The sequence below is a fragment of the Arthrobacter sp. Y3223065 genome, assembly GCF_059090885.1.
The window spans coordinates 750,473-775,411 of the sequence record NZ_JBNHGC010000002.1 but is presented as its reverse complement, the minus strand read 5'-3'; the positions used below and the strand labels follow the sequence as shown (position 1 = coordinate 775,411).

Sequence of the window (24,939 nt, the reverse complement as noted above, 5' to 3'; positions counted from 1 at the left end):
CCTTGTGTCGGCTCAGTCGGGTCATTACCGGCAACGACTTGGAATCATTCGTATCATCGAATAATGGCCCTACCGAGTATGTTTGGAGAAATAAAGAATGTCGCTCCCGGGACATGGTTTCCGGATCGCAAATCCGTCAGGGCCGCCGGACTGCACCGCCATGAACAGGCCGGTATATCCGGCCACGTCGATGAGGGCGCCGACGCAATCGTGGTGTCTGGAGGCTACAAGGACGACCGCGATCACGGCGATTGGCTAATCTACACTGGGCAGGGCGGACGGGACTCAGCAGGTCACCAGATAGAGGACCAAACGCTGACTCGGGGCAACAAAGCCTTAGCATTGAGCGAGGAGCGGGGGCTTCCCGTCAGAGTGGTCCGAGGAGCAGATGGGGACCCTGCGCACTCCCCAACGAGCGGTTACAGGTACGACGGCCTTTTCTCCGTCGTCCGCCATTGGATTGAAGCTAGTTTGGACGGTCCCCTGATCTACCGGTACGAGCTGCAACGCGTAGAGAACGACGGCCAGTGGATCTCAGGCGATAGTTCTTCCGGTTTCGAAAGTGGTGAAGCCATTCAGCCGGAGGGGAATCGCTCACCCGGCAGGCAAGCGTCGTTAGTTCAGCGTGTCGTTAGAAATAGCGCCGTGACTCAGTATGTCAAGGAGCTCTACAACTATACGTGCCAATTCTGCGGGATTCGCCTCAGCGTCCATGCAGGGGCCTACGCCGAAGGTGCCCATATTCGTCCAATCGGAGGCACTCACAACGGTTCCGACACAATCGACAACGTGCTCTGCCTTTGCCCGAATGATCACGTTTTATTCGACAAAGGTGCGCTGTATGTCAACGACAATTTCGACGTCGTCGAGGTCGCAACGGCTATGCCTCGTGCCCGCCTGACATTGGTTCACTCTATAGATGTGAGCAATCTTGAGTACCACCGCAAGCACCTGACTGCCATTTCCAATTCGAACGATAGCTTGAACCGATGAAGCATTCCTACGCTGCTGTAACCGCCGTTTTGGTTCTAGTAGTTGTCACTTTGATCTTCGGGCCGGGGCTACTGGTAACTGTGGGGCAGGATTCCGAAGCAGTGGGCGCCGTGGCCTCTGCCGTCGCGGCGGTCGTGGGTGCTGTCGCTGCGGTTGCCGCTTTTGCTGCCGCACGGGAGTCTTCTCAGGCTGCCCGCGACTCCGCACGTGCTCTATCACTTGCCACCAAGCCTGTACCCGAAATTCGGTTTTTGCACGAGGTAATCGCTTCACAAGAAACCCCACCCACTTTGACGACGAAACTTATGATTCATGTCGAAAACCTGTCTCTGCATCCGATCAAGAACGCTCGACTGCTGTGGAGCGTTCGCGGGGGGCAACACGGTGTCCGGGAACTGGGACGGGTTGAGGGCCGAACCACACCCTATGGAGGCATGATCCATCGAGTTCAGGCTGCGGCATCGGTCACTGTCGAAGATTTTCCCGCTCATCTCTGGGGGGTCGACCGAGTGCTACTGGAGTACCAGAGCGAACTAGGCCCGCTCCGCTGGCGCAGGGAGTATGTTCGGGCTTTCACTGCCGTCCCCGGGCAGTACACCACGCATAATGGCGAGAAAGTGCCCGTCGTGTCGCAGTTAGATTACGACCAGACTGAGATCGAATTAGCCTAGACATCCTGCACCATTCCAATGCGTGTTTGCGTGTTGGAAGTGAATGAGCCTTTCTACGCGGTCCTCACAGCCATGCAACGTTTGCGGGGAGAGACACCCACTGAACGATCGGCTATTGACCAGACTCCCCCTCAGAGAGCACTGGAGAACGAGTTTCAGAGCGGCCGCCTTGCATCTCGTTATCTGATCTCATGATGGCTTCGCGGAGGTTGGCGATGCATTCCAGCGTGGCCCTAGAATCTTCTCCAGTATGCATCTTCTCTTCGAGTAGCTTTTCGTATGTTCGGACGGCGTCGTAGAGAAGTCCGGAATCCTGATAAGCCGTGGCCAAATAGGTCAAACTATCCATAACTTCCCTGTCCCCCTGCGGGAGCACACCGTGCCATCCCGCGAGAACCGATTCATAAGTGGTTATGGCGTCGGCCAATCGTCGTCCATCCAGATAGGCGAAGGCAAGAGCACAGAGTGTGCTCCTTAGAGTTGGGTGCCCCGGGGTCAGGACTTGCTTCCGTTTTTTCAATACAGCCTCGTAAGCAGTGATACCGGCTTCCTTCTGCCCATATAGAAAATACTCTTGAGCCAGCATGAACTCGGTTTGCAGGGTCTTCGGGTCATCCTGCCCTAATACGGTTCGTCGCTTTGCCAGTACCGTTTCATAGAGTTCGATAGCCTCGTGACTGCGCCCCGCCTCGGAGTAGGCCATGGCCAGAGAGTGCTGGGTTTGTAGGGTGTCGGCATGATCCGGCGGCAGCACTCCTTGGCTGTCTTCCAGCACCCTGTGTAGCTCAGCGATACCGGCGTCCCTCCGCTGTGGTTCAGAGGTGTAAATGCCCGCAAGGTTGTTGCGAGTAATGAGTGTCGTGGGATGAGCGGTTCCCAGTTTTTCCTTCCGAACCTTTAGGACGGCGGTGAATAGCAATTCCGCTTCTCGTAGTCTTCCACTCTCGGCATAGGCCAACGCAAGATTGTCGCGGGTCGAAAGCAACTCAGAGTCGTCCCCTTGCAGAACCCGTTCTTCGTCGGCGAGCAAAGCTTCGTAGGCGGCGATGGAATCGCTATGGCGACCAGCGCGCCGCAAGGTGTCGGCGATCCTGCCGCGCGTAATCAAGGTCAGCCGGTCGTCGGCACCCAACGAATCCATGCGCACTGCCAGTACGGTCTCGAACATCTCCAACGCCTCGTCAGTGCGGCCAGCGCCTGACAGCGCGTAGGCCAAGCTGCTGCGGGTCCTCGTGCTGTCGCTGTCTGCCTTCCCGAGTGCAGCTTCCTGACAGGCGAGGACAGCCTCGTACTCATAAACCGCCGCTTGGGGTTTCCCTGCGCCTGACAGTGCGTCTGCGACACTTCCCCGCAGCCTCAAAGTACCCCGGTCCTTAGCGCCGAAGCGGGTTTCCCATTCGACCCGAACTTGTGTCAGTACGTCTATGGCTGTCTGTATCTGGTGGTCTTCCGTGAGGCACAGTCCGTATAAGAAGCGAATTTGTAGTCCGAGTTCGGTGGACGGATCGATTCGCCCGAGCGCGTGTTCGGCCAGCCTGAGTCGTTCCGGGAGCTCACGAGGATTGTCCGAAAACTCCGTCATCACGAAAGCAACGGCAACCGCCAGCGATTCCGGCTCGACCAAGTCATCGCTATCGAGGGCAACTAGGAGTTGTGCTGCGTACAGCATGTCCCTTGCATCGGCAGAGTCCGGATTCTCGAGCAGGGAAACAGCTTTGTCTTCCAGACACTTGCTGATCTCAGCGCGTTTTGACTCACGGACATAGGATTCACGATTGCGTGTAGCTACGTCCATCTGGATGGGTTCATGGAACTCGCGAAGTACGTCTGCAACGGTCCGCGCCCATGCGTAGGCGTCACCAGCAGAATGCATTGTCTCTATGATCCGGTCAGCAACCGTCGGACGGGTCCTGCGAATGATCTCATCCAGCCAGTGCTGATTCCAATGGCGTGGATGTGCTCCTATGGGGTCAATTGCCGCAGGAATTCCTAGAGTAGCCAGAGCGAGGCCCTGCTTGAGAAACTCAGGCAATTCGTCCCACACCTTCTCGTAAAGCCCTTCGACTTCCTTAGGTATTTTGACAATTTCCGTCTCGGACAGAACGAGTACCGCATCTGCGAAATCGTCGCGGATCGAGGGGATCTTGCAGAATAATTCAAGGGCATAGGGGTTCCTGTACCGCTCCAACACCGACTTTTCGGTATTGGCTTCGACCTCGGGGTAGTAGAAGTTCAGGATCGACTTATGATCTTCGGCGCTCATCTCGCCGAGACTGCTGCCGGGAGGAAACGGTGCGGGCAGTTTCTCTGCATCGGGAAGGATATGAGTGAATTGGTCGGGGCGTAGCTCCATTGCGTTGGCAATGGGATCGTCCGCAGCTATTCTCCCAGACCATGCTGTAGTCAAAATCATCAAAGCGGCCGAGGGTTCTGCCATCAAGCGCTTCAGTAGCTCGGCAAAGAGCACATCGGCCTCATGAAGGTCCTCGACGAAGATGACTACGGGTAAGCCTTTGTTCGCTATACCGGCTATCAGCTCGAAGGCCGTGTCTACTAAGTCGGTCGTATGGCGCCCATCATGGTCGACGATCAAGCTGTTGCCCTTCAAGGTGCGGTCGCGTTCCCGTCTATCTCCATTCGCCGCCCACACTCGTTTCCCCAGCTCCATGCTCAGCTCAAGGTAGGGCACGGCGGCACCGGCCACGGCCTCTAGCCCTCGAGCAAGTCCTTCATCGGCAATTTGCTTCGTAACAGCACGTCCTAGATCGCCAAACAATGAACCCGCCCTGTTGGGGTTCAGTGTCAGGTCTAGGTATTTGGCGTGCGTGTTGAACTGGTGAAGTTCTTTCGCGAGGGTCAGCGTTTGAATGCCGTTGTCGTTGCTGCATGTCACACCCCACCACATCCATGACGGCTTGCTGCCTTGTGTGTGTTGCCTGATGCCGGGGTAGACGCGCTTGCGGCGGGACGCGACGTCAAGATGTTCCTCTCTAGTGTTGCCCATGGAACCGAGAATTGAATCGGGCCAGTAGAACGGAGGCTCCTGCCGCTCGGCTGCCAGCCTCGCGTAAAACTCACGGGCGATCCGGGTCTTCCCCCAGCCCGACTGCGCCTCCATGTGAACCCATTGGGACCTGCCCGAATGCCGGACCTCGTCAAAGACATCTAGGAGGCCGTCAACTAAAAGATGCCGTCCCTTCCCCACGAATTCCGGCTCAATCGCTACATCTTCGTTCCTGTTCGGCACGTACGCCCGCCACTTCAGTTGATTTCGTCTGGAGGTGCAAAACAGCCCCCTAACTTCTTATTATCGGCTGCTCAAGTACAACCTGTTAGGTCGACAGACTCGCCGTGCTTATCCCATGGAAACTTTGAAGGCGCGCAAGCAAAGCTGAGTATTCCCACCCAGTCCATGAACAAGTTGTAGCGCTTGGCCTTTTCGAACGCTTAGTCGGTCGTGCTCTGAAGCCCGGCGTGCGAGGCCTCCGCCATACGAAGGCGAGCCTCCAGCTCGCGTATAAGGGCTGAAGTCGATACCCGAGTAAGATCCGCGTCATGAACATCGTGGAGGCGCTCTAATCTTTCCGCAATGTAGACCGGTACCGGGGTTTCGCCACTTTCCCAACGAGCTACCTGCCGGATCGACGCGTCGAGCGCTGAGGCAAACTGCTGCTGTGTCTTACCGAGGGCCGTTCGGGCCGCACGAAACTGCTCTTTCGTGATGGTCCCGTCTGAGGCCTTCACCACTCGAATCTGCTTCATATAGTGACCTAACTAGTTGAACATCTTACAAAGGGGTGCTACGTATTATGCTTCTGGAATTCCACCGCAAGCCTTTTTGTCGAGTCCCACGCGCTGGAAGTCTCCCCGCATCGGTGCGGCAGCTGGCACGTCCGAATAAGTACAGGGTCTGAAGGGCTTGCTCTTCTTCGCCGATTACGGCGGGAGCCCTCCGTCACGTCGTCACGCTTGCCCCTGTTATTTCACTTTGGGCGTCGCCTTCGAGGCCCTATTCGCCGTGGCATATCCGGACTTGGAGCCGATCACCTTCACCTTGATCGTGTCGTAGCGATCGGCGGAGACCAGCTTGTACGAACTCTTGGTCGCACCCTTGATGGCCTTCCCCGAGCGGTACCACTGGTACTTGAAGCTCGTGCCCGAGGTCCACGTTCCCTTGCTCACCTTCAGCGTCTTGCCGACCTTGACGGTGCCGCTGATCTTCGGCGTCGTGGTCTTCAGCGTGCCCGTGGCAACGGCCTTGGAGTGCCAGTACCTGTTCACGCTCGTGTACCCGGTTTGGTAACCAGTCACCCTGACGCTGACCTTCTTGCCCCGGTCGCTGGAGGTCAGCGTGTAGGAACTCCGAGTCGCACCCCTGATGGACTTGCCGTCGCGCAGCCACTGGAACTTGAACGACGTTCCGGGCGTCCACGAACCGGCGGACGCTCCCAGTTTGTGTCCGACCTTAGCAGTGCCGCCCACCGTGGGCGTCGCGGTCGTGAGCGTGCCGTACGGGATCGTCTTGGCAGCCGATGTCTTGGCTGCTCCGGTGTAACCGTCCTTGGAGCCGGTCACCTTGACGCTGATCTTCTTGCCGCCATCAGCAGGCGTCAAAACGTACGAGTTCTTGGTCGCGCCGCTGACGGGTTTGCCGTCGCGGTACCACTGGTACGTAAACGCAGTGCCCGAGGTCCATGCCCCGGCAGATGCCTTCAGCGCATATCCGAACTTGGTCGTGCCGCTCACCGTGGGCGACGCGGTTTTCAGGGCGGCGACAGCGACAGCTGCCGTAGCAGGCGAATGACGGTATTCGGTCTCGTACCCGTACTTAAGGCCCACGACCCCGACGCTGATCCTCCTGCCGAGGTCGTTGGCGGTCAGACGGTAGGTCGCGGCGTTCGCCCCGGATATGTCAGCCCCGTTGCGCTTCCACTGGTACTGGAACGACGTGCCTGAAGACCAATTTCCGGTATTCGCGGTGAGCACGGAGTCAACTACCGGAGTTCCGGAGATGGACGGGACGGAAGCGGTCAGCGTACCGGCTTCAACGTAGTTCGTGACGTCGGTGTCAATGAAGGCGTTGTTGTACCCTTCCAAGTGGCCGGTGACCTTCACCCTGACCCATTGGCCTTTGTCCTCAGGGGCAAGCTTGTAGGTGCGCCCCGATCCAAGGGCTTCCGACTTACTGCTGAGCCACTGGTACGAGAACGTGGTCCCGGCAGGCCAGTTGGCCGTGGAGACGGTCAATACCGACCCGACCTTTGCTTCGCCGCTGACCGCAATATCACCAGCGTCAAAGTACCCCTTGACCACCCCCGGCGTCTGGACGGAGGTCAGGCTCGCCGTGGTGTATCCGGACTTGGCACCCGTCACGGTCACGGAAATCCTCTTCCCGATATCCGCAACCTTCGGACGGTAGATATCCGAACCCAGAATGCTGTATGAGGTCCCAACATTCCACACATAAGACAGTTCCGTGCCCTCGGACCAGTGTCCGGGATTCACGGTAAGGACGCCCCCAACAGCGGCAGAACCGGTGATCTTCGGGGTGGATCGGCTCAGGGTACCGGCGGCAACGCTGACAGAGGCAGTGGTCTGCTGGGCCGTCGCGTACCCGGTCTTCGATCCAGTGACCTTCACGGCGAGCTTCTTGCCAAGGTCCGCGACAATCGGTTCATACTGGGTGTCGGTGGCACCGGAAATTCCACTGCCGTCGAGGTACCACTGGTAGTCGAAATCAACCGGTGCCGGGCTCCAGCTCCCCGGGTCCACCGTGAGGGTGGAGCCTACTTTGACAATGCCGTTGATGACGGGCTTACCCGGAGTCAGAGGCAGGGCATCGGGCCCAGCCACCGGAGCGGTGGCGTCGGATTCGGCTGAGGCGGCACTGTAGCCGCTCTTGGTGCCGGTGGCCCGGACTGAGAGTGTCTTGCCCTGATCGGCAGCAGTCGGCGTGTAAAAGCTGTAGCTGGCACCGGAGATCGCACTTCCGTCTCGCAGCCACTGGTAGCTGACGGAGACCGGAGACGGGCTCCACGTACCGGGGTTGGCGGTCAGGCTGCCGCCGACCTTCACCGTGCCTGTCACGAACGGCTTGCCCGGAGTGATGTCGCCGGGCGCGACCGCAGTGGAGCTCGGGCTGGTTACGGACTGGGTTGCGTACCCGCTCTTGGTGCCCGTGACCGTCACGGTGATGTACTTGTTCACGTCCGTCCAGATGGCGGTGTAGGAGGTCCCGGTCTCCCCGGAGATGGGCGCACCGTCGCGGTTCCACTGGTAGCTCAGGGACACCGGGGCCGGGCCCCACGATCCGGGGCTAGCGTACAGCTTGGCGCCGACTTTGGCCGTGCCCGAAATGGCTGGCACGGGAGCGGTCAGCTCTGCAATCGGTGCAGTGGAAACAACCGCAGCGGACGCATCCGCGAGACCGACGCCGCAGCCAACAGTGCAGGAGCCCGGCAGGGGGCGAGCCGTTGACTTCAGCCTCGCTTCGATCTGCGCGGCAGTCAGCCTCGGATCGGCGGCAATCATCAGCGCGCCGACGGCGGCGGCATACGGGGTCGCCATGGAGGTGCCCTGCATGTACGCGTAGCTTTCCCCACCCGGCACGGTCCCGCCGGAGTTCACGGTGGACGCGATCATGCTGGCGGAGCCGGTGATGGCATCGCCGCCCGGGGCAGACACGTCGATCGTGCTGCCGTAATTCGAGTAAGGTGCGCGGCTGCCCTCGCGTCCGGTCGCTCCCACCACGATCACGTTCTGGCAGTTCGCCGGGCTGACGTTGGCGGCGTTCTGGTTCTCGTTACCGGCAGCGACGAATACGGTCGCCCCACGCCCGATGGCAGAGTTGATTGCGTTCTGCGTCGTGGTCGAGCAGACGCCGTTGCCGCCGAGGCTGAGGTTGATGGTCCGGGCCGGGTTCGCGTTCGCGGGGACGCCCGTCACGGTGCCGCCCGAAGCCCAGATGATCGAGTCGGCAATGTCGGAGTCATACCCGCCGCAGGCGCCCAGCGCGCGGACAGGAACGATCTTGGCGCCGTGGGCTGCACCCGCTACACCGACACCGTTGTTGGCTACTGCTCCGATGATCCCAGCTACGTGCGTGCCGTGCCACGACGACGGTGTGTCGGAACCGGCGTGGCAGGGGTCGCCGGAGGCCGTGTAGTCTCCTTGGTCCTGCGGATTGGAGTCACGTCCGTCGCCATCACGCGCGATCGCGCTGCTGGAAATCATGTCGTAGCCGGGCAGGATGTTGGCATTGAGGTCGCTGTGCGAGGTGATGCCAGTGTCGATAACGGCGACGACCTGCCCGGCGCCGGTCGATTTGTCCCATGCCGAAGGTAGGCGAAGCCCGGCTCGTTCCTCGTGGATTCCCCACTGCAAGTTGTACATCGGATCGTTGGGGCTCGCCGCAGCAGGGACCATGATGGTGTCCGGCTCGGCGTACGCCACGTCCGGATGGGCGTTCAGGCTCATAATCAAGTCCTTGAACACTTCCGGGGAGAGTGCCTCATCCGTGCTGACGACCTTCGCACCGGTAGCTGTGGTCCGCACCTCGGCAACGCCGATCCCGGAGTCTTGCTCGGCCTCCGCGTAAATCTCCTCGCGCTCACCCGCATCGGTCTTGGCGTCCCCGGTGAACTCCACAACGAAGCGGTCCGTTGCCGTGGGCTTGCCTGTCCCCCAGTCCTGTACAGCTACGGGAAGGTCTTCGTTCTCGGCTGCGGCGCTTGCCGGAATGGCAGAAAAGGAGCTGATAAACAGAGAGACAATCGATAGAGCAGCGACGCCCACGAGTTTACGGTTCTGGCTTTGGAGTGGGGTCAGGCCGGCCGCCTCGCTGCCCGAACTGGAAGTCCCCACAGCGGTCAGGTCAAGCTTCCTGCCACCGTTTCTTGTCGGAGTGGCCCGACGCTTCTTCTTCAATTCTCGTCCCCCGTTTGTTTGTCGGAGCGAAAAAATCTCCGTCTACAACACATATCGGCAAGCCATTACGCGTTGTTAGCACAGGAGAGAGTATGCGCGGTATTTTCCACGCATCCTTTTGAACTGACTCCACAGCGGCGGGCGCTGCGCCCCCACCTCGGTGTTGTGGCGACGGCTCGGGAACTCCCGACTACGGCTACGGAGGCTCACGCAGTGGCGGTTCCGGCTACAGAGTGCAATGTGCAGACGGGACCTACTCCGATTCTGGCGGAAAGCAAGGCGCTTGTTCATGGCATGGCGGGGTCAGATAGGCTGCTGATCCTCCGCTAATTATTGAACTCAGGAAAGCCGTATGGGTCTCGGAACTGATACTCCTGCTCCTACAAGATGACGAGTCGATCATCCTTCAACGCTTTAATCAGACGCACTGAAATCTCTGCATCTTTGGCCAATTGTTCCTTAGGGACGATTCATCCCTCCTGGTCTCAGCGACTGGCCACCTCTAATCCCGGCGTCGCCGAATCGCCAAGGAACTACTAGTCCTGTCCTTATCCTTGAAGATAGCAACCTGTCGATCAAGGATAAGGACTCCCTACCTACTAACTGGGCCCCCGGCTTGTCTCCCTTCATGGGATGCAGGCCGGGGGCTTTTTGTCGTTTCTGGAGACACAAAGCGTCCTAGGAACGGATCACGACGGCACAGCCACCATCACTCCACCCCAGATGTTTCCCCTGATTCAGCTGCCTGCACAGTGCAGCGCTCCGCTCCATCCTGTATCAATCTGCTGCCGTGCTGTGTGGCTCGGTGGGATGATGGGTAGGTGAAGGTTGATGCATCGAGGGCTGTGGGGCTGGCTCAGGGGAAAGCTGGCTGGCGTCCTGACTTCTCCGAGTTCCCGCCAACCCGTGCTCAGTACAACCGTGAGCCGTATGTACGGGCACAGCTCCCTGATGGGGTGACTGTGGATGCGAAGGCGATTGGCTGGGCTTCACAGCATGTTCATCTGAAGTGGCAGGGCGATGACTTCGAGATGCGCACCCTGTGGGTGAATGCCGACGCGGTGGAGCGGATCAGCCGGGACGAGTCGTCATGGCGCCACCCGTACGACGAGCTGGCCGCGTACTAGCCTCGCATCTCTACGGTGTCTTGGAGCTCCTTCCAACGGCAGGTCTCGCTGGTGGTGAGCTGTTCGCCGTTGTCGTGTGTGGAGGTCCACGTCATGGGGACCTCGTATGCAATGCGGTCATACGGCAGTTCGATCTTTTCGACTGGGCCGAGGAACTCGTGCGCCGTCACCTCATAGTGTCGCGGCGGGACTCCGGCAATGCTTCTGGCGGCGTTCTTTGCCACCGCCTCTAGGTGGGCGACGCATTTGGCTTCCACGCTTGCGGCGAGGCTCGCGTCCACGGGCACTACCGGCTCTGGTGTGGGGGTGTGCGCATACGGGTTGGACTTTTCTTCCGCGCATGCAGTGGCTGTCAGCAGGAGGGCTGCTGCTGTGACGGCGGCGCGCACCATGATCTTGGGGCTCATGGGTGAAAGGTTATCTGAGTCACGTCCTACCTACGGGTAGGCTGCACTCCATGATGAAACGTTGGGGCACGAAGATGGTTATTGCAGCTGCTGGGTCCATGGCGCTGGCTGGGTGTGGTGAGTCTGAGCCGGAGGTGTCTTCCCAGTGCTCGCAGGCGATTGAGGCGCTAGGGACAGAAGCTGACCGGATGTACGCAGCTGAGGCGAACGGCACCAAGTACACGGACGTCGCGTGGAACCGCATTGAGCTACCGTCCTTGAGCGCGTGTTCCAGTGCGGATGAGTGGTTGGCTGCGGCGAAGGAGCAGCCGGGCTCTGTTGGGCTCACGCGTGCGGACGCAGTGGACGAGTTGCTCCTGTACACCCGGTGCCTGATGATCGGCGAAGGCACTCCCGTCTGCGAGGATGCCAAGGCACAGGGAATGCTCGACTAGAACCCATAAGCGAAGCCCCCGGCTGCATCCTTCACAGGAGCAGCCGGGGGCTCTTTTTGTTGCGGTGTCCTAGCGCTTGTTCTTGGACACCTTCTTTTTCACGGGCGCCTTCTTGACGACCTTGGCTGGTGCCTTCTTCACCGACTTCTTGGCGGTCGCCTTCTTCGTCGCCTTCTTCTTGACCGGCGCTGTCTTCTTCTTCACGGTCTTCTTCGCAGGTGCGGTCTGGACGGTCTTGGGTGCAGAGGGCTTCGTTGCAGGTGCAGGCGCTGGTGCGTTCGGAGGTGGCATGACAAACGGCGGCGTGGTGTCATCTTCAAACTCGGTGCATACGCTGGCGCCGTTGCCCGCTGTGAAGCATACGACCTTGGCCTGAGCAGGTGCGGCGAGCCCTAGCGATCCAACCAGAACCAGTGCGGCTGTTAGTAGTGCACCGTGCGATCTCTTCATGGTGTCTCCCCCGTTGTCGAATTAATTGGCACAGCATACAGGAGGAAGTTCAAGCTTCAATCAAGTGTCAGAGAGGTGTCCGCAAACGACCGTTCTTGTGACAACCGGAGTTCTACCCCTATCCGGAGTCGAACTGTGTCACAAAAGCCGTTGCGAAATCTATGTCAACTTAGTAGACAGAGCTAACAAGTAATGGAACACTCAGTTCCAAGAGGCAACAAAGTTGACGAGGTTGGGGGACAGAATGGCACTCATCGGATACGCCCGGGTCAGTACGGCGGAGCAAAACCTAGACCTGCAACTGGATGCCCTCACGGCCGCTGGCACGATCATCAACTACGAGGATCAGGGCATCTCTGGTGCCAAGGAGGAACGCCCGGGTCTGGACGAGATGCTGCGCAACCTTCGCCCGGGTGACACCGTGCTGGTGTGGAAGCTGGATCGGATCGCCCGCAACACCCTGCATCTGCTGAAGCTTGTGGAGAAGCTGGAGGACAAGCAGGTGGGGTTCCGGTCGCTGACGGACGGGATCAGCACGGACGGCCCCATGGGCAAGGCGATGCTCACGATCATGGGCGCCTTCGCCACGCTGGAGCGGGACCAGACGATAGCTCGCACTCAGGCGGGATTGGCTGCGGCACGCGCTCGGGGACGAGTGGGCGGCAGGAAGCCTTCCCTGAGCCCTGCACAGGCTCAGCAGGTGCGGACGCTCTACGACGCAAAGATGACGGTTTCATCGATCGCTACAACGATGGGTGTCTCCCGGCAAACCATTTACCGGTACTTGGACGCGCAGAAGGTAGAGTCACCGGCTAGCTAGCCTCCGCTGTCTGTTCTTCTTCCCTTGCTGCGCGCTCTGCCGCCAGTCTCGCCGCGTACATCTCCTTCAGCCGGGCGCTCGTCCTTTTGTCCCGCTTCGGCGACACTCTGCTGCTGTCGAAATTGCAGCCGGTCTTGCCGCCTCGGACCGAGGGTTTGATGATCCATTCGGGCCAGAGGGCTGCAATGGCCTCGCGTCTGCGGTCGACGTCTCCCTCGGATTGCTCCCAGTCCTCCAGCGTGGTGATGGCCGCTTGATACTGTGCCTTCGCGACAGCCACCTTGGTGGTGCCGATTGTTTTCAATTCTGCTTCGCGCGTCACTGCCTCGTTGATCATCCTGTCGGACGTCTCCTCATCGATCTTTCCGTCCAAATGGAGCTTGAGGATGTACGCCTTCTTCTCACGCAGTGCGTCCAGTTCGGCCGTGTCGGGCGGGGGTATTTCGATGGCAGGCTGAACCACTCGATTCCTGATGCCGGGGTGGGAGACAGCAACTTCCACCGCGTGGAGGACCATGGTCTCAATCGCCCGCGTCGAGACGCCGACACTGGCGCACCCGCCGTGTGAAAACTGGCACTTGTACGCTGCCTTGGAGTACCCCATGGTCACGCCGCAATTGCCGCAGATGAGTAATCCTGACAGCAGGCTCTTCGCTGGGCGCCCGGCGCGGTTCTTGACGGCCAAGACGGCTTTGAGCTGCGCCTGTGTGGCGAGGTCGAGGATTGGCGGCCAACTAGCTGTCTTCAGGGGGCGCATGGGGAGCGGCTCGCCGTCGATTATGGCCGCTCGCTTTTCTGCTTCCGTGACATAGCCGCGCATGCCGGTCACTGCTGCCCCGAGCAGGCTTTCCCGCAGCGAGATGGGCTTCAGGTTGGTGCGCCCGGTGAGCGCCCTGAACTCCCTCGTTGCAGCGGAAATACCGTAGATCGGCCGTTGGGTTTGCCCGACGATCAGCTTCGCTGCGACGGTTTGCAGCGCTTGCGCCTCTACAGGGTCGACCACTAGCGTTCCGGGCTTGTTGCCGGGTTTGTATCCGGTAGGCGGGCGCCCGCCTCCCCAGCCTCCGGATTCGAACACCCGTTCCTGCGCAAGGGACTGACGCTCCGCTTTGTGCTCGATCTCGTACTCCGACACGGCAACCAAGATGCGTGCGTTTGCGCGCCCCGTGGGGTCGTTGAGGTTGATCCACGCCGACTGCACGCTGTGGATGTGGAAGGGGTCGCCTTTGCGCCTGTGTTCGATCACGCTGATAAGGGCGCTCAAGTCCTCGCTGACGCGGTAAAGGCGGTCCGGGTGCCAGACGACAATGCCGTTGATCTTCCTCGCACGGGCAAGCTCCAGCAACCGCCCAAAGCCCTTCCTCCGGATACGCCCGGCAGCAGATACGTCGTTTTCCCGAATGCTCTCCACGATCTCCAGACCGTTAGCATCGGCGTATTCGATGCACTTCTGTTCCTGAGCTCGGACGCCGTGCTCAAGGCGCTTCCGGTCCTGCGAGATGCGGGTGTAGATGGCGACGCGCTGCGGCGGCGATTGCGTGAGGGACATGGGTTAAAGCTACTACCAATCTGAAACCTCTTTTTGGCATCCACGAAGGGCGATGACAAGTCCAGGCGGCGTCCGGACGACTTCAACATCCGCTCCACCAGATCCGCAACCTGTTGCTGCGTGAGCGAAACGGACGTCAACTCGGATTCGCCGCCTCGGGCTACATAGACCTCCGACGGAGAGTTGATCCAGATTTCTTCGACGGATCGGTCGTCCAGCAGCGGTTGCAACGGGCCAAATCCGGCCACGGCGTCGAAAATGTACCTGCGCGCATGGTCCAGTTGGCCGAGCGGCGGAAGAGAGCCCAGCAAGGACCGCTCGTCATAGTCAGTCACCGCGGCTTCGACCAGCCGTCGGACCTCCGGACCTTGGCGGACAGGGTCCAAGCCTCGTTGGCGGATCAGCTCACGGACCTCCCCCTCGACGATCCGGATGCCCTCCATCCCTTCTCCCCCCTCAGAGTTCGGGCGCAACCCCCGCCGCGCGAACCTGAGACCGGCGGGCGGGCGTTTCCACCGACCCTAGCGACCGGTCTTCAGACCGGCCAGCCCTTGCACACGGATTGTGGAAAAGCTGTCCCATTTTCAGTCCACCACTGGCCAGTATCCGTCGCGGGTGATAAGGGCGCTATGGAATAGGCTGAGGGGCAGTATGAAAAGCATCCTCGACGTTCTTGTGCCGCTGCTGCGTACCCTGCCCGACGGCAGCCGGCGTTTCCTCACCGGCTATGGCGCAGCGTCGGCGGCGCTGGCCCTGCTGGACGTCGTCGCCCTGGGGCTGATCGCCGCGCTCCTGCCGGCCCTGGTCGGAAGCTCCGACGCCGAGCTGCCCATCGTGGGCAACGTCGCCGAAAACGGGCTGGCCCTGCCGCTGTTGGCGTTCATCTGCCTGCTCATCGTGCTCAAGGGAGTGCTGGCCGTCCTGCTGCTGCGCTTCGCCACCAAGCGCTTCGCCCGGCACGAAGTGGCCATCGGCGACCGCCTCTTCGCCGCGTACCTCGCCTCCCCGTGGGAGAAGCGGCTCGGCCGCAATTCGGCCGAGATCGTCCGCTCCGTGGACGTGGGCGTGGGGATCACCGTCTCGGGTGTCCTGATGCCGGCGATGAGCCTGTTCGGCGAGTTGGGCACCTTGGTGGCGGTCGTCGTCGTGCTTTTCGTGGCCCAGCCGTTGATCGCGGTGGTGACGATGATCTACCTGGGCCTGGTGGCGCTGCTGCTGGCGAAGGTGATCTCCCCGCGTGCCGTGGCGATCGGCCGGGAAAACCGGGAATGGTCCAACCGCACCGCCAAGACCCTGTACGAGGCGCTGGGCGCGCTCAAGGAAATCACCCTGGCCGGCCGCGGGCCCGAGGTGCAGGAACAGGTGCACGGCACCCGGACGAAGTCCTCGATAGCGCGCGCCGGTGCCATCCAGATCTCGCAGATCCCGCGCTACGTGCTGGAGACCGCCCTGGTCCTGGGGTTCGCGCTGCTGGGCGGCGTGGGCTACCTGACCGGCGGACCGGCCGGGGCGGTCAGCGCCGTCGGCCTGTTCGCCGTCGCGGGGTTCCGCCTGATCCCCTCGCTGACGCGCATGCAGGCCGTGCAGTCCTCCGTGAACACCAGCGCGTCCTTCGCCCGGCAGATCGTCGAGGACATCCACCTGGGCGAGGCCGAAATGTCCCGGCTGCGCGACGAGCGCCCGCAGCACGAGCTGCCGGACAACGCCGCCGACATCGAGCTGCAGGACGTCGCCTTCAGCTACCCGGATACCGCGGCGCCGGCCCTGCACGACGTGAACATCCGGATTCCGGCCGGCAGCCACGTGGCCTTCGTCGGTGCCTCCGGCGCCGGCAAGTCGACGATGGTGGACCTGCTCCTGGGCCTGCTCGAGCCGAGCCGCGGGCGCATCCTGGTGGGCGGCGAACCCATGGAGTTCGTGCTGGATTCCTGGCGGCGGCGCATCGGCTACGTGCCGCAGGAGGTCTCGCTCTTCGACGCCTCGATCGCGCAGAACGTCGCCCTGGCCTGGGATCAGGCCCGCGTGGACCCGGAGCGCGTGACCATCGCCCTGCGCCGTGCGCAGCTGCTGGACACGGTGATGGAGCGCGACGGCGGCCTGGATGCCTTGGTGGGTGAGCGCGGCATGGCGCTTTCCGGCGGGCAGCGGCAGCGGCTCGGCATCGCCCGCGCCCTGTATGACAACCCCCGGGTGCTTGTCATGGACGAGGCCACCTCGGCACTCGACACCGCCACCGAGGCGGCGGTGACGACGGCGATCCGGCAGCTGCACGGTGACGTCACCGTCATCACCGTGGCGCACCGCCTGGCGACGATCCGGGACGCCGACATCGTGTTCTTCATGCGCGGAGGAACGGTGGCCGCCGCCGGAACCTTCGACGAGGTGGTGGCTAACGTGCCGGACTTCGCGGAGCAGGCTGCCCTGGCCGGCCTCGGAAAGACCGGGAAGCCGGTAGAAGAACACCGCTGAGCGGGAATCCCTTGCTGGCTATTTTGCAGCGGCTGCTGCGTCCAAGCATCAAACTCGGGCGCAGCCGCCGCTACCTGTCGGGACGGGCGGACCTATGCGGCAACCATCCCGTGCGGATCGATCACGTACTTCTTCGCCGCTCCTTGGTCGAACTCCCTGTAACTCTGGGGCGCCTCGTCCAGGCTGATCGGCGTGGCGTTCACGGCCTTGGAAATGTTGGCCTTACCGGCCAGGATCAGATCCATGAGCCTACGGTTGTACCGCTTCACCGGGCACTGCCCCGTGGTGAACGAAAGCGACTTCGCCCAGCCGGTGCCCAACTGCACACCGATCTGGCCGACCTTCGCGTTCTCGTCGATGCCGCCCGGATCCCCGGTGACGTAGAGGCCGGGGATGCCCAGGGCACCGCCCACCTGCGTCACCGACATGATGTCGTTCAGCACCGTCGCCGGCGCCTCCTCGGCGTCGGGCCCATGCCCTTTGGCCTCGAACCCGACCGCGTCCACCGCCGCATCGACCACGGGGACGCCGAGGATTTGCTCGATCTTTTCCGGCAGGGAGCCCTCCTGGCTCAGGTCGACGGTTTCGCAGCCGAAGCTGGCGGCCTGCCGCAACCGTTCGGCGTTCATGTCGCCGACGACGACAGCCGAGGCGCCCAGCACGTGCGAGGAGAAGGCCGCGGCCAGTCCCACCGGCCCCGCTCCGGCGATGTAGACCGTGGAGCCCGTGGTGACGCCGGCGGTGAACGCACCGTGGTAGCCGGTCGGGAAGATGTCGGAGAGCATGGTCAGGTCCAGGATCTTCTCCAGCGCCTGGTCCCGGTCCGGGAACTTGAGCAGGTTGAAGTCCGCATAAGGCACCATCACGTACTCGGCCTGGCCGCCGATCCAGCCACCCATGTCCACGTAGCCGTAGGCCGCGCCGGGCCGGGCGGGGTTCACGTTGAGGCAGACGCCGGTTTTGCCTTCGTTGCACATCCGGCAGCGGCCGCAGGCGATGTTGAAGGGTACCGAACAGATATCGCCCTCCTTCACGAAGAGCACGTCGTCACCGGTCTCGACCACCTCCCCGGTAATTTCGTGACCGAGCGACTGGCCGACCGGTGCGGTGGTGCGCCCGCGCACCATGTGCTGGTCGCTGCCGCAGATATTGGTCGCGACCAGCTTGAGGATCGCGGCGTGCGGTGCCTTCTGCTGGATCCCCATTTTGTTGGCGACTTCGGAAGGCAGTTCCAGCTTAGGGTAGTCGATCGTTTCAACCGCAACTTCCCCTGGGCCTTTATAGACGACTACACGATTTCCCGTCATGGCTATTCCTCTCATCTTTATGTCAAGCCGCGCCATAGCCGGCGGGGCCTGCGCAGCCGTATTTTTTCTTTTGATTTGGTTTTTTACTCTGTGTCGGAATCCGGTTTCATGTCTTTGTCGGCCGACATTGACGCATCGTCGGCGCGTGGCTCGCCTTCAGGGATCTCGCGCGGGCGGACAACCAGATCGTAGGCAACGGCAGCGGCTACGCTGCCAATGAAGGGACCAAGAATGTAGAGCGGGAACTGGGACCATTCGACGGTGCCGCCGAAGATAGACTGCGCGAGGTTCGGGCCAAAGGTCCGTGCCGGGTTGAGCGAACCGCCGGTCAGCGGAGCGAAGACCAGGATGGCCCCGGCGACAGCCAGCCCGATGATTAGGCCCGCCCAGCCCTTCGGCGCCCGCTGGTCCACCGCTACCGCCATGACCGCCAACATGAGCAGGAAGGTTCCCAGCGCCTCCGCAGCGATGCCTTGGCCGTAAGCGACCCCCTCACCCAACGCGGTCGCGCCGCTGCCAAAGTCCACTGCCCGCATACCGAATGACGCCACCAGCACGAGGCTGCCGACAGCGGCGCCGACAAACTGGGCAATGAAGTAGGGAACCACTTCCACCCAGGGGAACCGTTTGGTCACCGCCAGCGCGATGGTCACAGCCGGGTTGATGTGGGCTCCCGAAACCGCCAGAAACGCATAGATAACCACCGCCACGGCAATGGCAAAACCCAGGGCAATGAACCCGATCCCCGGATAGGTTATTTCCCCCCTGCCAGCAGTCAGCGCCGCCAGCACCGATCCGACTCCAAAAATCACCAGAAGCGCCGTGCCTAGCACTTCAGCCGCAAGCCGCCGCATCAAGGTCGGGGTCATTATGCACCATCTCAAGTAGTAACGAGAAAATGTTACGAAAATGGAAGGAGGTGGAAGTTCTGCGAGTCTAGGCGGGATTTGCGAAGGGAGTCAATAGGGCACGACTATTGGTACCGGTTCACCAAGACGTTATTTTTCCGGCTGCTTCGCGCCCGAGCAGACGGACGGAAGGCGGACTAACCGGCTACTGCCTCGGCGTAGATCGCCGCCAGACGGTCCACCACGCGTGCCGGCTCGTGGTGTTCCCGGAGCCAGGCGCGGCCGCCCAGGGCCGCGGAGGTGCGGGACGGGTTCTCCAGCGCCGCCGCGGCCGCAGCCGCGAGCGCGTCGGCCGACTCCCCCTGCAGCACGGGAGGCGACCGGTAGTACCCCTCCCCCAGCTGCAGCACCACGGGAACCCCGATGCCGATGGCCTGCAGCTCACTCATGGCCAGGATGCCGGCCGCCTGGCCGATCACCACGTGCGCGGAGGCGAGCCAGCGCAGGTACGCGGGCTTGGGCATCTTCGGCACCATCACGACGCCCAGCTCCGCCGCCCGGGAAGCGCCGCCGCCCCACTCCAGCCCCTGCAGCTCCACCTCCGTGCCGGCGGCAACCTGCAAGGCCCGCACCAGCTCCAGCTGCCGCTGGCCGCCCTTGGAGTCATCCCAGCGGGAGGCGAAAACAATCCGCGGCCTGGAAGCCGGCCGCCACTCGGGCAGTTCCTCCAGGTCCACCGGGTTCGGCAGGTACACGGCGCCGGGGCGGGCCGTTTCCGCGTGTTCGCGCAGGTCCGGGGTGGAGTACAGCACCTTCACCGCGTGGTCGGCGCCCCACTGCAGCGCGGGCCGGCGGACGGGATCGTAGTACTGGGTGCGGATATCCGTGCCGTGAAAATGCAGCACGAAGGGCTTGACCGGACGCGACCGCACCACGCCGATCCGCGACCCCGAGTGCACATGCAGCAGGTCCGACCGCAGAATGGCGGCGGCCCGCCGCGCCTGCCAGGCGGCACCGGCGGCGAGTTTGCCGGCCCTGCCCACGGCGGACGACGGCGTCCCTTCCGGTGGGATCACGTTGAAGTGCCGCCACGGACGCCCCGCCCGCTGGCCGTATTTGACCAGGGTGGCCCCGACGTCGGCGGCGTCATAGATGTGCAGGACGCGCGGTTCTGCTGCCACCGCTCAGGCCTCCTGCCGGACGAACAGACCGTCCACGGCCTGCTCCCAGCCCTTGATCTGGTGCTCGGAGGACAGCTCGCGGGCGGCGGCGTGCGCGTTGGCCTTCCACTCGTCCACCAGCTCGGGCGTCAGGGTCTTGAGCACCTCCACGAGGGCCGCGGGGGTGAAGTCGGCGGTGACGGCGCCCAGCCCGTGCCGTCGCAGCAGCGTCTCCATGGCCGGTGAGGGCCCGATGATCAGCCCGGTGCGGGCCTGGACGGCTTCGAAGAACTTGTTCGGCAGCGCATGGGCCAGGTTGAAGTTGGTGGGAGGGATGATGGAGACGGCGACGTCGTATTCGGCCACGGTGTCCACCAGCTGGTCGTACGGGACCGGCTCGCGGAACCGCACCCGCGGCAGTTCCTCGCCGAGCGCCTTGAGCTCGGCGACGTAGGCCGGCTCGTTGGGCATCACGATCAGGTCCAGCTCCAGGTGCTCCGGCGCGCCGCGCATGGCCTCCATGATGTCTTCGATCTTGCGGTAGCGCTGTCCCGCGGAGCTGTAGATCATCCGGATCTTCGCGCCGGTGGGCCGCGGCTGCCGGTCCGCGTAGGGGGCGGCGTTGGTCACCACGGACGCGGCGACGCCGAAGTCCTTGGTGTACTGCTCGGCGATGCCCTCCGCCACCGTGGTCACCGAGCGCACGTCCGGCAGGTAGGTGCGGCAGAGCCAGCGGACGTACGGGGCGACCAGCGCCCGCCAAGCCGGTTTGTTGAAGTGCTCTTTCGGCGCGAACTCGTGCAGGTCGGCGTGGACGCCGTGGTCCGGGCGAAGGCTCAGCGCCAGCGGGACGGTGTTGGTGTCGTTGGCCAGCACCGCGTCGAAGCGCTGGCCGCGCAACAGCTTCCGGGCCTGCGCGACGGCGGCGATGTTCCAATACACGTCCACGTAGCGGCGCAGGGCGAGCCGCCGGGGATCGCGCGGCCAGCTGGCCAGTGCGGTGTCCAGCTCGAAGTGCCCGGCGACGCCGTCCGGCGCGGGGCCGTAGCCGCAGGTAAATACCCGGTACTTGTCCTTAAACAGGGTGATCTGCTTAAGCACCCGCGGGTCGCTGCGCAGCGGCGAGAGCGAGAGGACCAGCAGGGATCGGGGATCAGTCACGGGGCTGCCTTACGTCTAATTTGGCGGATTCCGGGGCTGCGGAGGAGCCGTTGGCTGCGGAGGAGCCGTTGGCCGCGGCGGGGCGTCCCGCGACGGCGGCCGGGCGCGCCTTCGGCCGGGCATCGCGCAGCCGACAGGCGGCGGTGAACGCGAGCGAGTTCAGGTTGGTCCGCAGCGGGGCTTCGCGCCGGGCGTTGTCCTGCCAGCGCCGGGTGAAGGTGCGCCGCAGCGCGCCGGCGGCCTCCCGGCGTCGTACTTCCGCCGAAAGGTCGGCGGCGGAGGCCGCGTCCCGCAGGGCCACCAGCAGGCGTTCGTCCGGGGCGCCCAGCAGGCGCGGTGCCCCGGGGGCGGCGCTGGTCAGGGAGCGGACGACGGCGGACATCGCCTGCCTGTCCTCGGCTCCCCAGGCGAAGCCCGCACCTCGGCGCAACGCCGCGCTGATGACGTGGCCGCGCAGCAGCTTCACCGCGATGGCCTCGCGCTGGGCACCCGGCAGCGCCTGGAACCAGACCCCGGACACCAGCGACTCGACGTCCCGGAACTGGATGTGCAGCGGCAGCACGGCCGCGGTGACGCGTTCGTCCGCGTCCTGCCCCACCAGGTACGCCGGGGCGTGGGCCGGGTAGGCGATCTTTTCGCCCGAGAACCACAGGCGCAGGCCGAATTCCAGATCCTCCCCGGTGCGCAACCCAGCGGTCAGCCGCAGGCCCAACCGGCCGACGGCCTCGCACCGGATCAGCCCCAGCGGTGCCGTCCGGTAGGCCAGGCGGTCGCGCAGCGGATCCACCAGCGGGCCCCTGAACACCCGGGCGCGCGGCGTCAGGATGCGTGCGCCGCCGCGGTAGCGGAGAGGTGCGATGACCGCGCCCGCGCCCGTGGCGTGCGCGGCGTCCAGCCAGGCGGACACCGATCCGGGCTCCAGCGTGTCGTCGGATCCCATGATGCCGACAAATTGTGCCCGCGCGTGGCCCAGCCCGTGGTTGAACGGCCCGGCCGGGGACGGTATCCCGTCGGCCAGCTCCAGCAGCCGGACGGTCTCCGGCAGGCCCGCCAGCTGTTCGCGCACGGGCCCGGGATCCATGTTGTGGCACACCACCGTGGCGCCGACGCGTCCCGGCGCGGCGGCCAGGACCGATTCCACGGCGCGCCGGACCGGGCGGTCAGCGGTATGCACGGCGATCACGATCTCGGCCTCCGGACCGCCGTCGTGGCGGCGAAGATTCTCCGGCACGCTCACTGCCCGCTTCCCGGGGGTGCCGCGTCGTTCGGTCCCGCCACCTCATCCGGCTTGGGCACCTCGTCCAGGGCGATGCGCCGGGCCAGCTTGGTAATCCGCTCCTCGAGCTGCCGGGTGCGCTGGAAAGAGCTCGCCATGTAGATCAGGAAACACACAATCAGCCCGTACAGCACCAGGTCGGTGCCGCGGCCGATGCCCAGCGCATTCGCCACGGCGGTCAGGATGCCCGGGAAGAACACGGACAGCGCGGCCAGGACCGCGAAGAGCAGCAGCAGGATGCGGCGCACGGCCTGGTGCCGCGCGTTCTGGCCCCCGCGCATCAACGCCAGCGCGCCGAGGGCGACGGCCAGGACCAGGACGATTTGGACAACTATGAGCATGGGTTCACCGGAAGAAGAGGTCAGCGAGGATGTTGATGCCGTTGAGCAGGGACTGCCCCTTGGACTTGGAATATTCCGTGTAGACGATGTGTACCGGTTGCTCCACCACGCGCGCATCGAGGGCGGCGAACTGGTGGATCAGTTCGGAAGCGTGCGCCATCCGGTTTTGGGTCAGGTGGATCCTCCGGGCCACGTCGGCGGAGATGGCACGCAGCCCGTTGTGCGCATCGGTCAGGCGATAGCCGGTGGAAATCCGGGACTGGATGGCCGCCGTGCGCAGCACCAGGCGCTTGAGCGCCGAGACCTCGCCCCGCCCGTCGAGGAAGCGGGAACCGAGCACCACGTCCGCTTCGCCGGCCCTGATCCGCGCCAGCATCGCCGCGGCGTCCTGGACCCGGTGCTGGCCGTCCGCATCGAACGTGATGACCGCGTCCAACTGCGGATCCTGCACGGCATATTCGATTCCGGTCTGCAGCGCGGCGCCTTGGCCCAGGTTCACCGGATGGGCAACGACGACGGCGCCCGCCTTGCGTGCCAGGGCGGCGGAATCGTCGGTGCTGCCATCGTCCACGCAGACCACGTGGGGAAAGGTTTCGACCAGCTCCTGGATGACTGAACCGACGACGGTGGCCTCGTTGTACATCGGCACGACGACCCAGCAGCGACTCACCCGCCTAGTATTCCACACAGGGAATGGTCACGGCTGTTCCGGCGGCGGCGGGCCCTGCCGCCCGGTGGCCGGCGTCTGGGCTGCCACGTCGCGATAGTGGCCGTCCAGCTCCCGCACGCTGCCCGCCAGGCTCCGGTGGTCCACCACGAACTTGCGCGCGTCGCGGCGCATGGCCAAGTACTCCGCGCTGCCCAGCTGCAGCAGTTGCTGCAACCCGTCCTGCAGCTGGTTGTACTCGGCTTCCGGTGCCAGCAGGCCGGTGACGCCGTCGTCCATCATTTCGGGAATGCCCCCGCTGCGGTAAGCCAGCACGGGAGTGCCGCACGCCTGGGCTTCCAGCAGCACCAGTCCGGCGGCTTCCCGGGCGCCGCCGGCTTCCTGGCTGGGGGCTACCAGGACATGTGCCCGCTGCAGCCAGGAGCGGATCGCGCTCCGGTCCTGGCGGCCCAGGTAGTCGATGTGCGGATGGCTGGCGGCCTGCTCGGCGACGGTGTCGCGCAAGGGGCCGTCCCCGATCACCACCAGCCGGTGCCGTGCCTTGCGCCAGACGGCCAGGGAGGCGTCCAACAGGTCCCGGATGCCCTTTTGCGTGTTCAGCCGGCCGACGAAGAGCACGACCGGTATTTCATCGGCCTGGTAGCGGGCCGGCTCGAAATAGTCGGTGTCGACGCCCTGGTAATGCACCCGGATTTTCGCGGTGTCCAGTTCCAGCTCGGCGGCGCGGCCGGCCATGTAGTTGCTGACCACCAGGATGCGGGTGCTGTGCGCCGCGGCGGCAAGGACATTCCGGTGGTGCCACCGGGCCATCATCGTGTCCGCGGGATTCCCCAGCGAGACCATGTCGGAGCCGTGCATGGTGGTGATGAGCGGCGTCCCGGACACGATGGAGGCCTTGACGGCGGGCGTCGACCAGGTGGCGAAGTGCTGATGGATGATGTCCGGTTCAAACCGGCCCACGGCCACGGTCATGGCCGGCATGAAAGCGGGCATCATGAGCTCGCGGCGCCGGAAGCCCAGCCGCGGCACCGGAACGAAGTCCGTGACCGGGATCGTAACGGATGAATCCTCGATCTCCGCCACCAGCGTGAAGACACGGAAGTCGTGCCTGTCCTTCAACCGCTCGGCGTGCGCCGTGGCGAAGTACGTTGGCGGAATCCGCAACGTGCTCTTGGTGATGGCGATCTTCACGGGGCTCCCGGACCTTGGTGGGCTGCAGCCGGCTCGGTGCGGCTTATCGCCATCCTAGCCCGGGGTCCTGAACGCCAGCCCGGCGCTCCGGGCTTCGCCCGGGGGCCCCTGCCTCGGGCCCGGGTCCGCTTGCCTCGCGCCG

21 protein-coding genes and 1 pseudogene are annotated in these 24,939 nt (G+C 63.5%); 7 read left to right on the top strand and 15 right to left on the bottom strand.

Going from position 1 to position 24,939, the window contains the following annotated elements; genetic code table 11:
* The first annotated feature begins 63 nt into the window (after positions 1 to 63).
* Positions 64 to 993, top strand: coding sequence for a YDG/SRA domain-containing protein (locus AC5RUK_RS08535; RefSeq protein WP_494151895.1), 930 nt, complete (start codon positions 64 to 66; stop codon positions 991 to 993).
* Positions 990 to 1,664, top strand: a complete 675-nt coding sequence (locus AC5RUK_RS08530; RefSeq protein ID WP_494151894.1) for a hypothetical protein — start codon at positions 990 to 992, stop codon at positions 1,662 to 1,664. Before AC5RUK_RS08535 ends, AC5RUK_RS08530 begins: the two co-directional genes overlap by 4 nt.
* A gap of 112 nt (positions 1,665 to 1,776) precedes the next feature.
* On the opposite strand, the gene AC5RUK_RS08525 is transcribed toward AC5RUK_RS08530, so the two are convergent.
* The 3 genes from AC5RUK_RS08525 to AC5RUK_RS08515 all read right to left on the bottom strand — a co-directional run bounded on the left by AC5RUK_RS08525 (position 1,777) and on the right by AC5RUK_RS08515 (position 9,527).
* Positions 1,777 to 4,782: a tetratricopeptide repeat protein gene (locus AC5RUK_RS08525; protein WP_494151893.1), complete on the bottom strand. Its 3,006-nt coding sequence runs from the start codon at positions 4,780 to 4,782 to the stop codon at positions 1,777 to 1,779.
* Positions 4,783 to 5,111: 329 nt separating this feature from the next.
* A complete protein-coding gene (locus AC5RUK_RS08520; protein WP_494151892.1) occupies positions 5,112 to 5,426 on the bottom strand; it encodes a helix-turn-helix domain-containing protein in 315 nt (104 codons plus the stop codon).
* A 216-nt stretch (positions 5,427 to 5,642) separates the two neighbouring features.
* Positions 5,643 to 9,527, bottom strand: coding sequence for a S8 family serine peptidase (locus AC5RUK_RS08515; protein WP_494151891.1), 3,885 nt, complete (start codon positions 9,525 to 9,527; stop codon positions 5,643 to 5,645).
* A 296-nt stretch (positions 9,528 to 9,823) separates the two neighbouring features.
* Here AC5RUK_RS08515 and AC5RUK_RS08510 point away from each other — a divergent pair, with 296 nt between their 5' ends.
* Positions 9,824 to 9,901: a DUF3761 domain-containing protein gene (locus AC5RUK_RS08510; protein ID WP_494151927.1), complete on the top strand. Its 78-nt coding sequence runs from the start codon at positions 9,824 to 9,826 to the stop codon at positions 9,899 to 9,901.
* Between the two features lie 645 nt (positions 9,902 to 10,546).
* Complete coding sequence (locus tag AC5RUK_RS08505) at positions 10,547 to 10,717, top strand: hypothetical protein (RefSeq protein ID WP_494151890.1); 171 nt, start codon at positions 10,547 to 10,549, stop codon at positions 10,715 to 10,717.
* Here the strand turns inward: AC5RUK_RS08505 and AC5RUK_RS08500 are convergent.
* Entirely contained in the window at positions 10,714 to 11,124 is a 411-nt protein-coding gene (locus AC5RUK_RS08500) for a hypothetical protein (protein ID WP_494151889.1), read from the bottom strand. The two genes, AC5RUK_RS08505 and AC5RUK_RS08500, sit on opposite strands and share 4 nt — an antisense overlap.
* Before the next feature lie 188 nt (positions 11,125 to 11,312).
* Between AC5RUK_RS08500 and AC5RUK_RS08495 the strand changes: the two genes are divergently transcribed.
* The gene (locus tag AC5RUK_RS08495; RefSeq protein WP_494151888.1) at positions 11,313 to 11,558 is read left to right on the top strand and encodes a hypothetical protein; all 246 of its coding nucleotides are present in this window, start codon (positions 11,313 to 11,315) and stop codon (positions 11,556 to 11,558) included.
* Between the two features lie 69 nt (positions 11,559 to 11,627).
* Here the strand turns inward: AC5RUK_RS08495 and AC5RUK_RS08490 are convergent, their stop codons facing one another.
* Positions 11,628 to 12,008 (bottom strand): hypothetical protein, encoded by a 381-nt coding sequence (locus tag AC5RUK_RS08490; RefSeq protein ID WP_494151887.1) that lies wholly within the window; start codon positions 12,006 to 12,008, stop codon positions 11,628 to 11,630.
* A gap of 244 nt (positions 12,009 to 12,252) precedes the next feature.
* Here AC5RUK_RS08490 and AC5RUK_RS08485 point away from each other — a divergent pair, with 244 nt between their 5' ends.
* On the top strand, positions 12,253 to 12,828 hold the full coding sequence (locus tag AC5RUK_RS08485; protein ID WP_494151886.1) for a recombinase family protein: 576 nt from the start codon (positions 12,253 to 12,255) through the stop codon (positions 12,826 to 12,828).
* Here the strand turns inward: AC5RUK_RS08485 and AC5RUK_RS08480 are convergent.
* Both AC5RUK_RS08480 and AC5RUK_RS08475 read right to left on the bottom strand, forming a co-directional pair.
* Positions 12,821 to 14,377 (bottom strand): recombinase family protein, encoded by a 1,557-nt coding sequence (locus AC5RUK_RS08480; protein WP_494151885.1) that lies wholly within the window; start codon positions 14,375 to 14,377, stop codon positions 12,821 to 12,823. The genes AC5RUK_RS08485 and AC5RUK_RS08480 overlap by 8 nt on opposite strands.
* 35 nt (positions 14,378 to 14,412) lie before the next feature.
* A pseudogene (locus AC5RUK_RS08475) lies at positions 14,413 to 14,820 on the bottom strand (CpaF family protein); the annotation flags it as partial.
* Positions 14,821 to 15,028: 208 nt separating this feature from the next.
* Here AC5RUK_RS08475 and AC5RUK_RS08470 point away from each other — a divergent pair.
* The gene (locus AC5RUK_RS08470) at positions 15,029 to 16,846 is read left to right on the top strand and encodes an ABC transporter ATP-binding protein (protein ID WP_494151884.1); all 1,818 of its coding nucleotides are present in this window, start codon (positions 15,029 to 15,031) and stop codon (positions 16,844 to 16,846) included.
* A gap of 92 nt (positions 16,847 to 16,938) precedes the next feature.
* Here the strand turns inward: AC5RUK_RS08470 and fdhA are convergent, their stop codons facing one another.
* The 8 genes from fdhA to AC5RUK_RS08430 form a co-directional block, all read right to left on the bottom strand.
* Complete coding sequence (gene fdhA, locus AC5RUK_RS08465; protein ID WP_493989174.1) at positions 16,939 to 18,153, bottom strand: formaldehyde dehydrogenase, glutathione-independent; 1,215 nt, start codon at positions 18,151 to 18,153, stop codon at positions 16,939 to 16,941.
* 83 nt (positions 18,154 to 18,236) lie between these two features.
* A complete protein-coding gene (locus AC5RUK_RS08460; RefSeq protein ID WP_494151926.1) occupies positions 18,237 to 19,007 on the bottom strand; it encodes an MIP/aquaporin family protein in 771 nt (256 codons plus the stop codon).
* 191 nt (positions 19,008 to 19,198) lie between these two features.
* Positions 19,199 to 20,182 (bottom strand): glycosyltransferase, encoded by a 984-nt coding sequence (locus AC5RUK_RS08455; protein WP_494151883.1) that lies wholly within the window; start codon positions 20,180 to 20,182, stop codon positions 19,199 to 19,201.
* 3 nt (positions 20,183 to 20,185) lie between these two features.
* The gene (locus AC5RUK_RS08450; RefSeq protein WP_494151882.1) at positions 20,186 to 21,322 is read right to left on the bottom strand and encodes a glycosyltransferase; all 1,137 of its coding nucleotides are present in this window, start codon (positions 21,320 to 21,322) and stop codon (positions 20,186 to 20,188) included.
* A complete protein-coding gene (locus AC5RUK_RS08445) occupies positions 21,315 to 22,559 on the bottom strand; it encodes a glycosyltransferase (protein WP_494151881.1) in 1,245 nt (414 codons plus the stop codon). The genes AC5RUK_RS08450 and AC5RUK_RS08445 overlap by 8 nt, the downstream gene beginning before the upstream one ends.
* Positions 22,556 to 22,939: a DUF2304 domain-containing protein gene (locus AC5RUK_RS08440; RefSeq protein WP_494151880.1), complete on the bottom strand. Its 384-nt coding sequence runs from the start codon at positions 22,937 to 22,939 to the stop codon at positions 22,556 to 22,558. Before AC5RUK_RS08440 ends, AC5RUK_RS08445 begins: the two co-directional genes overlap by 4 nt.
* Before the next feature lie 4 nt (positions 22,940 to 22,943).
* Positions 22,944 to 23,609 carry a glycosyltransferase family 2 protein gene (locus AC5RUK_RS08435; RefSeq protein WP_494151879.1) on the bottom strand — a complete coding sequence of 222 codons (666 nt, stop codon included), beginning with the start codon at positions 23,607 to 23,609 and terminating at the stop codon, positions 22,944 to 22,946.
* Between the two features lie 27 nt (positions 23,610 to 23,636).
* Positions 23,637 to 24,797, bottom strand: a complete 1,161-nt coding sequence (locus AC5RUK_RS08430; protein ID WP_494151878.1) for a glycosyltransferase family 4 protein — start codon at positions 24,795 to 24,797, stop codon at positions 23,637 to 23,639.
* Positions 24,798 to 24,939 lie beyond the last annotated feature (142 nt).

Bases quoted from the DNA above. Each gene is read 5' to 3' on its own strand.
- AC5RUK_RS08500 (WP_494151889.1), bottom strand. From the start codon at position 11,124: ATGAGCCCCAAGATCATGGTGCGCGCCGCCGTCACAGCAGCAGCCCTC.
- AC5RUK_RS08535 (WP_494151895.1), top strand. From the start codon at position 64: ATGGCCCTACCGAGTATGTTTGGAGAAATAAAGAATGTCGCTCCCGGG.
- AC5RUK_RS08495 (WP_494151888.1), top strand. From the start codon at position 11,313: ATGTACGCAGCTGAGGCGAACGGCACCAAGTACACGGACGTCGCGTGG.
- AC5RUK_RS08440 (WP_494151880.1), bottom strand. From the start codon at position 22,939: ATGCTCATAGTTGTCCAAATCGTCCTGGTCCTGGCCGTCGCCCTCGGC.
- AC5RUK_RS08490 (WP_494151887.1), bottom strand. From the start codon at position 12,008: ATGAAGAGATCGCACGGTGCACTACTAACAGCCGCACTGGTTCTGGTT.
- AC5RUK_RS08470 (WP_494151884.1), top strand. From the start codon at position 15,029: ATGAAAAGCATCCTCGACGTTCTTGTGCCGCTGCTGCGTACCCTGCCC.
- AC5RUK_RS08530 (WP_494151894.1), top strand. From the start codon at position 990: ATGAAGCATTCCTACGCTGCTGTAACCGCCGTTTTGGTTCTAGTAGTT.
- fdhA (WP_493989174.1), bottom strand. From the start codon at position 18,153: ATGACGGGAAATCGTGTAGTCGTCTATAAAGGCCCAGGGGAAGTTGCG.
- AC5RUK_RS08525 (WP_494151893.1), bottom strand. From the start codon at position 4,782: ATGGAGGCGCAGTCGGGCTGGGGGAAGACCCGGATCGCCCGTGAGTTT.
- AC5RUK_RS08460 (WP_494151926.1), bottom strand. From the start codon at position 19,007: ATGCGGCGGCTTGCGGCTGAAGTGCTAGGCACGGCGCTTCTGGTGATT.
- AC5RUK_RS08520 (WP_494151892.1), bottom strand. From the start codon at position 5,426: ATGAAGCAGATTCGAGTGGTGAAGGCCTCAGACGGGACCATCACGAAA.
- AC5RUK_RS08480 (WP_494151885.1), bottom strand. From the start codon at position 14,377: ATGTCCCTCACGCAATCGCCGCCGCAGCGCGTCGCCATCTACACCCGC.
- AC5RUK_RS08485 (WP_494151886.1), top strand. From the start codon at position 12,253: ATGGCACTCATCGGATACGCCCGGGTCAGTACGGCGGAGCAAAACCTA.